Genomic DNA, 13,042 nt, shown 5'->3' on the forward strand with positions numbered 1-13,042 from the left:
TGTCAACGTGCCGTCGCGTGAAACCAGCGTTGTGTGTACGTTGACCGTGGCCGACGAAGCGCCGGTGAGCGGCGGCATTGAAGCCAACGTGCCTACGCTGCGGACAACGGGCGGATTGATCGGCCCGGCGTATCTGCTCGATGGGCGCCTCGGGCTCAAGCTGACTATCGCGGGGATCGTCGCCAAGCCGACGGTGTCGGGCATGCTGACGGGCGACGGCTTGTCGGTGACGGTCATCGACCAGGGCGTGCAGTTGAAGGACGGCGTGATCCGGATCGCGCTTTCCGAGAACCTCGTCGATCTGCAGCAGGTCGAGTTCCACGGGTCCAGCGGCACGTTGCGCGCGACCGGCAAGGTGCGGCTCGATCAGGATCAGCCGGACCTGACGGCAAGCATCATTGCGGACAAGCTTGAGCTGTTTGCATCGCCGGACCGGCAACTGCAATTGTCGGGCAGCGCGTCGGTAGCGAATGCGGGGTTGAAGGGCGGCATGAATATCGATGGCAAGTTCACCGTCGATCACGCGCTCTTCGATCTGCCCGAGCAATCGGCGCCTTCGCTTGGTGACGATGTCGTGATCGTGCGTCCGGACGGCACGGTGAAAGGCGAAGACCAGACGGTGGTTGCGACCGGCGACAAACCCGTGGGCCCGTTTGCGCCGCGCGCCAATATTGATATCAATCTTGGGCAGAAATTCCGGTTCCGCGGCGCGGGCGCCGACCTGGGTCTCGCCGGAACCATTACCGCGATGAGCGCCCCGAACATGCCGTTGCGTGCGGTTGGCAACGTCCGGGTGACGCCGGGTTCCACATACACGGCGTTCGGCCGGAAACTCGGCATCGAGAACGGATTCTTCACCTTCAATGGCCCGGTCGCGAATCCCGGCATCAATATTCTCGCGATGCGCCGCAACCAGGAAATCGAAGCGGGCGTGCAGGTGACGGGCACGGTCCAGGCGCCCAACGCCAAGCTGATCTCCGAGCCGAACGTGCCGGACAACGAAAAGTTGTCGTGGCTGCTGTTCGGGCATGGCACGGATCAGGGCAACAACGTGGGTCAGCAAAGTGCAATGACGAACGCGCTGGCATTGCTTGGAAGCGCAAGCGGCAAGCGGATCGCGCAGACCTTCGGGCTGGATGAATTTTCCATCGGTACGAGCGAGGTCGGGTTGACCGATCCGCAAGTCGTGATGTTGTCGAAGGCGATCAACGAACGGCTCGTGCTGGGTTACGAGCAGGGTCTGCAATCGGCAAGCAACGCCATCAAGATGACGCTGAACCTGTCGCGCTTCTGGTCCGTTTCCGCTTACGGCGGCACGTTCCAGGGTCTCGATCTGCTCTATACGCGACGCTTTGATTCGTGGGCGCGCAGGAACGGGCCGTCGGAAAAATGAAGATGAAAAAAGAGCCGTTCAATTTGCGTTGGAACGGCTTCTGTCTTTGCGCTTATCTCGGCAATTGACTCAGCTTTACTTCACGCGCATTCCCGGCTTCGCGCCGCTATGCGGTTCGAGGATATACAAGCCCGGTTCAGCCTTTTCGTCGTCGGACGACGCCGCCAGAACCATGCCTTCCGACAAGCCGAACTTCATCTTGCGCGGCGCAAGGTTCGCGACCATCACCGTGAACTTGCCGATCAGATCCTGCGGCTGATACGCCGACTTGATGCCTGAAAACACATTGCGCGTTTTCTCTTCGCCCACGTCCAGCGTCAGTTGCAACAGCTTGTCCGAACCTTCCACCGCCGTGCAATCCACGATCTTCGCAATACGCAGGTCGATTTTCGCGAAGTCATCGATGGAAATCGTGCCTTCTGCTTCCGGCGCTTTTTCCTTTGCGGCTTTCTTCGAAGCCGAGTTCGATGCTGCAGCCGGCGCAGCGACCACCGCAGCTTGCCCCGGCGCAATGGACTCGCGGTTCGCTGCAATCAACGCCTCGATCTGCTTCGGATCGACGCGCGTCATCAGGTGCTTGTACGTGTTGATCGGCTGCGCCGAGCTGAGCGGCGCCGAGACATCCGCCCAAACCAGCGGCTTGATGCCGAGGAACGCTTCCACTGATTCCGCCAGCAACGGCAACACGGGCTTCAACGCCAGCGACAACAGCCTGAACGCTTCCAGGCTGACGCTGCAGGTTTCGTGCAACGCGGCTGCATTCGCCGGGTCCTTCGCCAGATCCCAGGGCTTGGAGGTATCGACGTAAGCGTTGACCGTATCGGCGAGATCCATGGTCGTGCGCAGCGCGCGGCCATATTCGCGCGCCTCGTACAGCGCCGCGATTTGCGGAACCGCCGCCCGCAATTGCAGCAGCAACGAGTGGTTCATTGCACTGTCCTGCACACGGCCTTCGAAACGCTTGATCAGGAACCCCGCCGCGCGGCTTGCAATGTTCACGTACTTGCCGACCAGATCGCTGTTCACACGCGCCTGGAAATCATCGAGGTTCAAGTCGATGTCTTCCATTGTGTGGTTCAGCTTCGCGGCGAAGTAATAGCGCAGCCATTCCGGATTGATGCCGGTATCGATCACGCTTTTTGCCGTGATGAACGTGCCGCGCGACTTCGACATCTTCGCGCCATCGACGGTGAGAAAGCCGTGGGCGAACACGTTCGTCGGCGTGCGGTGGCCGGAAAACTGCAGCATGGCCGGCCAGAACAGCGTATGAAAATACAGGATGTCCTTGCCGATAAAGTGATACTGCTCCGTCTTCGATCCCGGCCGGATCCATTCTTCGAAATCGAGTCCGCGAGCGTCCGCCAGATTCTTGAAGCTCGCGTAATAGCCGACGGGCGCGTCTACCCACACATAGAAATATTTGCCCGGCGCGCCCGGAATCTCAAAGCCGAAATACGGTGAATCGCGCGAGATGTCCCAGTCCGCGAGCTTGGCTTCGCCTTTCTCGCCGAGCCATTCGCGCATCTTGTTCGTGGCTTCGGGTTGCGCGAGACCGCTGACCCAGCCGCGCAGAAAGTCTTCGCAGCGCGGGTCGGACAGGCGGAAAAAGTAGTGCGTCGAGGTCTTGCGCACCGGCGTCGCGCCCGACACGACCGAATACGGGTTGATCAGGTCGAGCGGCTGGTACGTCGAGCCGCAGACTTCGCAGTTATCGCCGTATTGGTCCTTCGCACCGCACTTCGGGCATTCACCTTTGATGAAGCGGTCCGGCAGGAACATTTCCTTGACCGGATCGTAGGCTTGCTCGATATCCCGTGCATCGATCAATCCGGCTTCCTGCAGCGACTTGTAGATGGATTCGCACAGGACGCGGTTTTCCTCGGCGTCGGTGGAGTAGTAGTTGTCGAAGGAAATGCCGAAGCTGTCGAAATCGCGCTTGTGTTCCTTGCCGACGCGCTCGATCAGTTGTTTCGGCGTGATGCCTTCCTGCTCGGCGCGCAGCATGATGGGCGTGCCGTGGGTATCGTCGGCGCCGACGTAGTAGACCTCGTGACCGTGCATTCGCAGCGTCCGGACCCAGATATCCGTCTGGATATATTCAACCATGTGGCCGATGTGAATCTGGCCGTTCGCGTACGGGAGCGCGGACGTGACGAGAATCCGGCGGTTGGCGGACGCGGAAACCGGTGCTGACGATGACGGTGCTGACGATGACATAAGGCGCTTGCCTGCAGTTGAAAATTCGGTGAATGCGTGAAAAAGCGAACCACGATTCTAGCAGGAGGCAGATAGGGCGCTTGCGACGGGGGAAAGTGGAGGACATGGGGCTCGAAGTCCCCGCCGCCAGCAAATTCCAGGCGAAAAAAACCGGGGCAAATAGAGCGGCCCCGGAGCAACAACGACAAGAGGAGAATGGCATGTGGCGGCACAACACGGCGCCAGCCACCTACCATTAATACAGACACGCGGTGTGCGGCCAAAGTTTCAACTATTTTTCGATTCCCTCGATATTTTCCAGGAACCGATCAAACCTTGGCCGTACATCAAAACGGTCAATTCCCCTTGTAAATCAATCCGCTTACTGAACCTGTCCCGGCTGAGCCGTGGCGCGCAGATAAATTTCAACGCGACGATTCTGTGCACGGCCGGCTTCGGTGGCGTTGTCAGCGATAGGCTGGGTCTGACCCATGCCTGAAGCTGCCAGACGCTGGGCCGCCACGCCATGACCCGCAAGGTACGACGTCACGCTTTGTGCGCGATTTTGCGACAAGGTCTGGTTGTAAGCCGGCTGACCGGTGCTATCCGTGTGGCCAACCACTTGGGCGATCAGTTCCGGGTGTTGCACCAGCGTCTGCGTGACCTGGTCAAGCACCGGCGCGAACGTCGGCTTGATGGCGTAGCTGTTGGTATCGAAGGAAATGGCGTTCGGAATGTTCACCTTCAGCGAGCCGTCCTGCTGCTCGGTCACTTGCGTGCCCGTGCCCTTCGTTGCGCCCGTCAGCTTGCCCTTGATGGCCTGCCAGTTGTAACCGGTGATGCCGCCAGCCGCCGCACCAACGCCCGCGCCGATGGCCGCGCCCTTGCCGCCACCGAAGATTGCGCCAATGCCCGCGCCGGTCGCGGCACCAATGCCGGTGCCGACGGCGGCGTTATTGCCCTGCTGCGAGGCGCAACCGGCGACGAGCGCCCCGGCTACTGCGATTACGGACAGGCGGGTCATCATTTTCGTGTTCATTGTCATTTCTCCAGGATTCAATCAAGGCAATCGCCTCGGCGAACGGAAGAGCACCCCGTGGGGTCTTCCGGCGAGCCGTTGCGCCTGCCACTACAATACGGCCAAGGATTCAACCGCTTAAAACGATGCGTCCCCGGACCATGGCAGCGTGGGATAGTGCAGTGCACGCCTCCGTCACGCAATGTCGTGCAACAATTCCTTTCAAATTTCATACCACGTGCGCGAAAGTGTTCGATCCCTATTCGCAACAAGCGTTCCCACGGAGTCTCGATGAGTCTTGATCGCGCCCGGATCGACGCCGCCCTCGGCGGCCTGATCGATCCCAATACCAGCCGCTCTTTTGCAGACGCGAAAAGCATACGCAATGTGACCATAGATGGCGCCGATGTCAGCGTCAACGTCGTGCTGGGATATCCGGCGAAAAGCCAGTTCGGTGCAATCCGGTCGCTCGTCTCCGAAGCTGTTGCCAGGGTTCCGGGCGTAAATGGCGTGAAAGTGGACGTTTCGTCGCAGGTCTTGGCGCACGCCGTCCAGCGCGGCGTGAAGCTGCTGCCGAATGTCAAGAACATCATCGCCGTGGCGTCGGGCAAGGGCGGGGTCGGCAAAAGCACGACCGCCGTCAACCTTGCGCTGGCGCTGGCTTCGGAAGGCGCGTCGGTGGGCATGCTGGACGCCGATATCTACGGCCCGTCGCTGCCCATGATGCTCGGCATCAGCGGCCGCCCCGAATCGCCCGACAACCAGTCGATGAACCCGCTCATCGGCCATGGGATCCAGGCGAATTCCATCGGCTTTCTGATCGAGCAGGACAACCCGATGGTGTGGCGCGGCCCGATGGTCACGTCCGCGCTCGAACAACTGCTGCGCCAGACCAACTGGAAGGATCTTGATTACCTGGTGGTCGATATGCCGCCGGGCACGGGCGACATCCAGTTGACGCTGTCGCAGAAAGTGCCGGTGACCGGCGCTGTGATCGTGACCACGCCGCAGGACATTGCGCTGCTCGACGCCAAGAAGGGCCTCAAGATGTTCGAGAAGGTCGGCATTCCGATCCTCGGGATCGTCGAGAACATGAGCACGCATATCTGCTCGAATTGCGGCCATGAAGAACACATTTTCGGCGCGGGCGGCGGTGAACGGATGTCGAAGGAATATGGTGTGCCGGTGCTCGGCAGCCTGCCGCTGGATATCGCCATCCGCGAGAAAACCGATGCCGGACAGCCGACCGTGGTGTCGCAACCTGACAGCAAGATCGCCGATGCGTACCGGTCGATCGCGCGCAAGGTCGCGATTTCGATTGCGGAGCGCCAGCGCGACATGACGTCGATGTTCCCGAGCATCGTGGTGCAGAACACCTGAGGACCTGAAACGCTTGCGGGCATGGACTCTGGGCGCCGGCCGTGTCGCGGTATCATGTGGCCTTCGACGGGCGTGATCCAGTGAGCACACGGGGTGGTCGCGGGTCGCCATGAGGATTGCATGAAACGAAGATTCGACGGGCCTGGATCGGTTAGCCGTGTTGCCACGACAAACCCGGCCTTGAGCCTGATTGCACGTTGGAGCACGAGCGCGGCCACAGGGCTGGCGCTCACCGCCGGCACATTGCTGCTCGGCGGCTGCGGCATCTTGTTCCAGAACCATGAGAAACGCGCCGACGCCATGTTGCAGCCCACGGCGGGCAGCAGCGCGAGCGGGTCGCTCACGTTCATTGAACGGGCGGATGGGGTGCAGGTTTCCTACAACCTGTCAGGCATGGCGCCCAACAGCGAGCACGCGCTGCAGATTCATGAGCGCGGCGACTGCATCGTGTCGAACTCATCCGATGGCGGCCCGGTCTTCTCTCCCGCAGCCGAACGCAGCCACTCATCGAAACTCGAGGGCGACCTGGCGACCATCCGCGCCGACGCAAATGGTTCGGCGACCGGATTCATCGTGGCGCCCGATGTTTCGCTCGACGGCGTGCGCTCCGTCCTGTCGCGTGCGGTCCTGCTGCATCGCGATACATCCGACTCGTATTCGCTCAGCCCGCACGGCGCCGGTCCGGCGCTCGCATGCGGCGTGATTCGTCAATGAAATCAGGCTCCTGAAACGTCAGACCCGGCTTCTTGGCCAGGTCGCGTCGCATGAGCCATCACATCAAGTAAAATACGCGCTTCCCGGCGGGTCCCACTGAGTACCGCATGCATCTGCATGCAATCCAGTCTTCCGGCCACGCCCCGTTTCAAGCACGGCGGCTTTTCTCGAGCCGCTTCTTTCGTTGGGTACGTTCCCTATGAGCATCAAGTCCGACAAGTGGATCCGGCGCATGTCCGAAGAGCACAAGATGATCGAGCCGTTTGTGCGCGATCAGGTGCGTGTGTCCGAAGACGGCCGAAAAATCGTGAGTTACGGCACGTCGAGCTACGGCTACGACATTCGCGTGGCCGACGAATTCAAGATCTTCACGAATATCAATTCCACGATTGTCGACCCGAAGAATTTCGATGAGAAATCGTTCGTCGACTTCAAGGGCGACGTCTGCATCATTCCGCCGAACTCGTTCGCGCTTGCGCGTACCATCGAATATTTTCGCATTCCGCGTTCTTGCCTGACCGTGTGCCTGGGCAAGTCCACCTATGCACGCTGCGGGATCATTGTGAACGTCACGCCGTTCGAACCCGAATGGGAAGGCTACGTGACGCTCGAATTCTCGAATACGACACCTTTGCCTGCCAAAATCTACGCGAACGAAGGCGTGGCGCAGGTCCTGTTCTTTGAAAGCGACGAAATCTGCGAGACTTCCTACGCTGACCGCGGTGGCAAGTATCAAGGGCAAAGCGGCGTGACGCTGCCGAAAACCTGACGTTTCTGTCACAGGTTTTGCTGTGTAGAAACGTCATTGCAACGCTTTTTGAAAGACCGCTGGACTCGAGCATGCACAACTCGGTCAGCGGTCGTTCCATTTGGAGATTCGCCTCATGAAGTTCCGTTTTCCCGTCGTCATCATCGACGAAGATTTTCGTTCCGAGAACATTTCGGGTTCCGGTATTCGTGCGCTCGCCGAGGCGATCGAGCGCGAAGGCGTCGAGGTGCTCGGGCTGACGAGTTACGGCGATCTGACGTCGTTCGCGCAGCAGTCGAGCCGCGCGTCGTGTTTCATCTTGTCGATCGATGACGACGAGTTGCTGCCGTATGCGGACAGCAACGTGGTGCTGGCCGAGGGCGATGCGCCGGAACTGGCCTCCGCGATCGTCGCGTTGCGCGCCTTTGTGCAGGCCGTGCGCCGGCGCAATGCGGACATCCCGATTTTCCTGTACGGCGAAACGCGCACTTCACGGCATCTGCCTAACGATATCCTGCGTGAACTGCATGGCTTCATTCACATGTTCGAGGACACGCCGGAGTTCGTTGCGCGCCACATCATCCGCGAGGCGAAGGTTTATCTCGATGCGCTCGCACCGCCGTTCTTCAAGGAACTCGTGCAATACGCCGAAGAGGGTTCGTACTCGTGGCACTGCCCGGGCCACTCGGGCGGCGTGGCGTTCCTGAAGAATCCGCTTGGCCAGATGTTCCACCAGTTCTTCGGCGAGAACATGTTGCGGGCGGACGTCTGCAATGCCGTCGACGAACTCGGTCAACTGCTCGATCACACGGGACCGATTGCGGCATCGGAACGAAACGCGGCGCGCATTTTCAGCGCGGATCATCTGTTCTTCGTGACGAACGGCACGTCGACATCGAACAAGATTGTCTGGCACGCGACGGTTGCGCCCGGCGACATCGTGCTGGTCGACCGTAATTGCCACAAGTCGATCCTGCACGCCATCACCATGACCGGCGCGATTCCGGTCTTCCTGACGCCCACGCGCAATCACTTCGGCCTGATCGGGCCGATTCCGCGCGACGAGTTCAAGCCGGAAAACATCCGCAAGAAGATCGAAGCGAATCCGTTCGCGCGCGAGGCGCTTGCAAAGAACCCGAAGGTGAAGCCGCGTATCCTGACGATCACGCAAAGCACGTACGACGGCATTGTCTATAACGTCGAGATGATCAAGGATCTGCTCGGCGACATGCTCGACACGCTTCACTTCGACGAAGCGTGGCTACCGCACGCCGAGTTCCACGAGTTCTATCAGGACATGCATGCCATTGGCGCCGGCCGTCCGCGTACGGGCGCGCTCGTGTTCGCCACGCACTCCACGCACAAGCTTCTGGCGGGGATCTCGCAGGCATCGCAGATCGTGGTGCAGGATTCCGAAAACAGCACGTTCGACAAACACCGCTTCAACGAAGCATATTTGATGCACACGTCGACCAGCCCGCAGTACGCGATCATCGCATCGTGCGACGTGGCTGCGGCCATGATGGAACCGCCGGGCGGCACGGCGCTGGTGGAAGAATCGATTGCTGAAGCGCTCGATTTCCGCCGCGCAATGCGCAAGGTCGACGACGAATACGGCGACGAGTGGTTCTTCAAGGTGTGGGGGCCGGAAGCGCTCGCCGAAGAGGGTATCGGCAGCCGTGAAGAATGGGTATTGAAGCCGAACGATCACTGGCACGGTTTCGGCGCGCTTGCCGAAGGCTTCAACATGCTCGATCCGATCAAGGCGACCATCATCACGCCGGGACTCGATGTGGACGGCGAGTTCGGCGAGTCGGGCATTCCGGCTGCGATTGTGACGAAGTATCTGGCGGAGCACGGGATCATCGTGGAGAAGACCGGGTTGTATTCGTTCTTCATCATGTTCACGATCGGCATTACGAAGGGCCGCTGGAATTCGATGGTCACCGAACTGCAACAGTTCAAGGACGACTACGATAACAACCAGCCGCTGTGGCGCGTGCTGCCGGACTTTATCGCGCAGCATCCTTCGTATGAGCGCATGGGTTTGCGGGATCTTTGCGAGCAGATCCACAGTGTTTATCGTGCGAACGATATCGCGCGGCTGACCACCGAGATGTATCTGTCGAGCATGGAACCGGCCATGAAGCCGTCCGAAGCGTATGCGAAGCTGGTGCACCGGGAGATCGACCGGGTGCCTATCGATGAACTCGAAGGGCGCGTGACGACCATCCTGTTGACGCCGTATCCACCGGGCATTCCGTTGCTGATTCCGGGCGAGCGCTTCAACAAGACGATCGTGGATTACCTGCGCTTTGCGCGCGAGTTCAACGAGCGTTTCCCGGGCTTCCATACGGATATCCACGGGTTGGTCGGTGAGATGATCAACGGGCGGATCGAGTATTTCGTCGATTGCGTCGCGCTCGAGCGCTAAGTCGAAGATGTAGCTTGCAATGAAGAAGGCCCGCATGAGTGATGCGGGCCTTCTTCCATTTACGTCACGATAAACCTGCGCTCCGTCACGCCCGGCTCCGGCAAGCCTTTCGGTGGCCGCTTGAAGTCGGGATCGGCGGTCATGTCGTGGAGCATGGTTTCGAGCGCATCGCAGAGCGCGCTCAGCGCAAGATCGTTTTCCTCCAGGCCGAACGGGTCTTCGATCTGCGCCGCAATCGCCTCCAGCGACATGAACGCATACGCCACCAGCAGCGCGAACAGAGGCGTCAACACGCCCGCGCCATCGACCAGGCCGAACGGCAGCAGCACACAAAAAATATAGACGGTCCGATGGATCATCACCGAATACGAGAAGGGCAAAGGTGTGGATGCAAGCCGCTCGCAGCCGCCGATCACGCCCGACAACTCGTTGAGGTTCTGTTCGAACGCGAGGGTGCCGTAGCCATCGAGCGCGCCTTCGTGTAAGCGTGCGGCGGACCATTCGCCGAGCCAGCGCAGGATCAATGTCGATCGATTCTGCGCTTTGATGGTGCGCCGATATAGCGCAGGCGTCAGGCGCGTGGCGAGATCGGGAAGGGGATTGGTGCGGCGCATTTCGTGGCGCAATGCGTGACCGAGCGCCCCGATTGCCGCGATGAACTCATGCCTGTCTGTGGGCTCGACGCCGCGCGGCAAGGTCAGCGCCTGACGCGCGAGGGATCGGCCGTGAATGGACAATGCTCCCCAGAGTTTGCGGCCTTCCCACCAGCGCTCATAACTCGCGCTATTGCGAAAGCCGAGAAATACCGCGAGCGCAATGCCCACCAGTGCGAACGGCGGCGTGCCGAGCCCGACCGGGTAGGTGCGCATATGGTCGTGCATCACGATCGCCGCGACGGACAGCACGAAGATCAGCGCAAGCCGCGGCAGGAGTTGCGGCAGCACGGACCCGCGCCAGACGAACAACATGCGGAACCAGTTGAGTTTGGGGCGGATGATCATGGGCGGGTCGGACGCAAAGTGTGGAGAGCCTGCTTGCTACGGCCCGGCGAGACTGTAGCCAAATCGGCTACGAACGTAGCCGATTTGGCTACGTTCAGCGTCGACGACTATTTCACCCCAATGCCACCCGAGCCGCCTTCGCCGCAGCCCGAACCTGTTCCGGCGCTGTCCCGCCGGCGTGATTGCGACTCGCCACCGATCCTTCCAGCGTCAGATATTCGAACACATCTTCACCGATCAAATGCGCGACGTTCGGCAACTCCGAGCGCATTTCATCGAGCGTGAGGTCCGCCAGATCGCAGCCGCGATCCACGCAGATGCGCACGGCGAGCGCCACGGCTTCGTGTGCATCGCGGAAGGGCAGACCGCGCTTCACCAGGTAGTCCGCCAGATCCGTCGCCGTCGAAAATCCTTGCAGCGCCGCGGCGCGCATCGCGTCCGGCTTGACCGTGATACCCGAGGCCATCTCAGCGAAGATGCGCAGGGTGTCCGAAACGGTATCGACGGTATCGAACAGCGGTTCCTTGTCTTCCTGATTGTCCTTGTTGTAGGCGAGCGGCTGGCCCTTCATCAGCGTCAGCAACGACACCAGATTGCCGTTCACGCGTCCCGTCTTGCCGCGCGCCAGTTCGGGTACGTCGGGGTTTTTCTTCTGCGGCATGATCGACGAACCGGTGCAAAAGCGATCCGCCAGATCGATGAACCCGACCCGTGGGCTCATCCACAGCACGAGTTCTTCGGAGAAGCGCGACACGTGCGTCATGATCAGCGCAGCAGCCGCCGTGAATTCGATGGCGAAATCGCGATCGGAAACGGCATCGAGCGAATTGGCGCAGATGCCTTCGAAGCCGAGGGTCTTCGCAACGGCGTTGCGATCGATCGGATAGCTCGTTCCTGCCAGCGCCGCAGCGCCGAGCGGCAAGCGGTTCACGCGCTTGCGGCAATCGATCATGCGTTCGCTGTCACGCGTGAACATCTCCACATAGGCGAGCAAGTGATGCCCGAACGTCACCGGCTGCGCGACCTGCAAATGCGTGAAGCCCGGCATGATGGTTTCGGCGTTTTGCTCGGCGATATCGACCAGCGCCCGGCGCAGCTCGATCAGCAACGCGCCGATCCGGTCGATCTCGCCACGCAGCCAGAGACGGATATCGGTGGCGACCTGGTCGTTGCGCGAACGGCCAGTGTGCAGGCGTTTGCCGGCATCGCCGATAAGCGCCGTCAAGCGCGCCTCGATATTCAGATGCACGTCTTCAAGGTCGAGTTTCCACTCGAATTCGCCGCGCTCGATCTCACCCTGGATCTGCGTCATGCCTTTCTGGATGGCCTGGAAATCCGCATCGCCGATGATCTTCTGCGCGGCCAGCATGGCGGCGTGCGCAAGCGAGCCCTGGATATCGACGAGTGCGAGACGCTTGTCGAAGAACACCGATGACGTATAGCGCTTCACCAGATCGGACATTGGTTCGTTGAAGCGAGCCGACCAGGCTTCGCCTTTCTTGTGCAGTTGGGACGTCATAGTGATGTTCTTAAGAGGACAAAAACGCGGAATTGCCGATTTTACAGGCAATGACAAACCTGCAGCCATTTGCAAAGCCGTGAAAAGAAAAAGGGACGCCTCTCGACGCCCCTTTCAGATTAACTCATGGAAACTGCTTCAACCCTGTCAGGCTGCCGGAATGACCTTACCCGTATAAACCACCGGCCCGGTCGGACCATTCGGATTCGGCGATCCGCCAACCGGTTCGACGGAAACCGCCAGCACCGGATACGCGCTCACAGAAGCGGCCTTGAACTTTGCGGTTCCGCCGACCGGCAGCACGCCGAGCGATACCGGATGTCCTGCCTTCGGCAAACCCCAGAGCTGCATGGATTTATCGGAGGGATCGGACGATCCGCTCAGGCGCCGCACCGTCACTTCCGACGTCCGGTCATCCCACGTCACGAGCATGCGGGCGTTGGACTTTTCGTCGGCGAGTGTCGCCACATAGCCGATGCGCGGTTCCTGCGCCACTTGCGGAGCAGGCACACCATCGTCCAATCGTGCACGGCTGGATTCCGATGCAGTCATGCAGGCGCGTGTCGAGCTTGCCGCATGTTTTCAGCTGGCAGCCCAGCGCGGATTCGAGGAAGGCGTTTGCAACCATTTCTCGGCAGT

Annotated in this window: 10 protein-coding genes and 1 pseudogene; 6 read left to right on the forward strand and 5 right to left on the reverse strand. The window is 60.4% G+C overall.

Annotated elements, in window-relative coordinates; all coding sequences use genetic code 11:
• Nucleotides 1–1,393, forward strand: a 1,393-nt coding sequence (locus ACRXB1_RS16720) for a translocation/assembly module TamB domain-containing protein (RefSeq protein WP_449492608.1), incomplete at its 5' end; no start/stop codon positions are given.
• Between the two features lie 75 nt (nucleotides 1,394–1,468).
• Here ACRXB1_RS16720 and metG read toward each other — a convergent pair.
• Together metG and ACRXB1_RS16730 are read right to left on the reverse strand one after the other, a co-directional pair.
• Entirely contained in the window at nucleotides 1,469–3,610 is a 2,142-nt protein-coding gene (gene metG, locus ACRXB1_RS16725) for a methionine--tRNA ligase (protein WP_449492609.1), read from the reverse strand.
• 361 nt (nucleotides 3,611–3,971) lie between these two features.
• Complete coding sequence (locus tag ACRXB1_RS16730; RefSeq protein WP_062000740.1) at nucleotides 3,972–4,628, reverse strand: OmpA family protein; 657 nt, start codon at nucleotides 4,626–4,628, stop codon at nucleotides 3,972–3,974.
• 270 nt (nucleotides 4,629–4,898) lie between these two features.
• On the opposite strand from ACRXB1_RS16730, the gene apbC reads away from it, so the two are divergent.
• The 4 genes from apbC (at nucleotide 4,899) to ACRXB1_RS16750 (ending at nucleotide 9,883) form a co-directional block, all read left to right on the forward strand.
• Nucleotides 4,899–5,987 carry an iron-sulfur cluster carrier protein ApbC gene (gene apbC, locus ACRXB1_RS16735; protein ID WP_061998786.1) on the forward strand — a complete coding sequence of 363 codons (1,089 nt, stop codon included), beginning with the start codon at nucleotides 4,899–4,901 and terminating at the stop codon, nucleotides 5,985–5,987.
• Nucleotides 5,988–6,107: 120 nt separating this feature from the next.
• Nucleotides 6,108–6,701 (forward strand): superoxide dismutase family protein, encoded by a 594-nt coding sequence (locus ACRXB1_RS16740; RefSeq protein WP_449492610.1) that lies wholly within the window; start codon nucleotides 6,108–6,110, stop codon nucleotides 6,699–6,701.
• 199 nt (nucleotides 6,702–6,900) lie between these two features.
• Nucleotides 6,901–7,470 (forward strand): dCTP deaminase, encoded by a 570-nt coding sequence (gene dcd / locus ACRXB1_RS16745; RefSeq protein ID WP_061998787.1) that lies wholly within the window; start codon nucleotides 6,901–6,903, stop codon nucleotides 7,468–7,470.
• Nucleotides 7,471–7,585: 115 nt separating this feature from the next.
• Nucleotides 7,586–9,883, forward strand: a complete 2,298-nt coding sequence (locus ACRXB1_RS16750; RefSeq protein WP_061998788.1) for an arginine/lysine/ornithine decarboxylase — start codon at nucleotides 7,586–7,588, stop codon at nucleotides 9,881–9,883.
• Nucleotides 9,884–9,942: 59 nt separating this feature from the next.
• Here ACRXB1_RS16750 and ACRXB1_RS16755 read toward each other — a convergent pair whose 3' ends face one another.
• From ACRXB1_RS16755 to ACRXB1_RS16765, 3 genes are all read right to left on the reverse strand, one after another.
• Entirely contained in the window at nucleotides 9,943–10,884 is a 942-nt protein-coding gene (locus ACRXB1_RS16755) for a bestrophin family protein (protein ID WP_449492611.1), read from the reverse strand.
• A 112-nt stretch (nucleotides 10,885–10,996) separates the two neighbouring features.
• The gene (argH, locus tag ACRXB1_RS16760) at nucleotides 10,997–12,403 is read right to left on the reverse strand and encodes an argininosuccinate lyase (RefSeq protein WP_449492612.1); all 1,407 of its coding nucleotides are present in this window, start codon (nucleotides 12,401–12,403) and stop codon (nucleotides 10,997–10,999) included.
• 147 nt (nucleotides 12,404–12,550) lie between these two features.
• Nucleotides 12,551–12,955 carry an anti-sigma factor gene (locus tag ACRXB1_RS16765; RefSeq protein ID WP_449492613.1) on the reverse strand — a complete coding sequence of 135 codons (405 nt, stop codon included), beginning with the start codon at nucleotides 12,953–12,955 and terminating at the stop codon, nucleotides 12,551–12,553.
• On the opposite strand from ACRXB1_RS16765, the pseudogene ACRXB1_RS16770 reads away from it, so the two are divergent.
• A pseudogene (locus ACRXB1_RS16770) lies at nucleotides 12,879–13,042 on the forward strand (aldolase); the annotation flags it as partial. The gene ACRXB1_RS16765 and the pseudogene ACRXB1_RS16770 overlap by 77 nt on opposite strands.

The organism is Caballeronia sp. M23-90, from assembly GCF_053574605.1.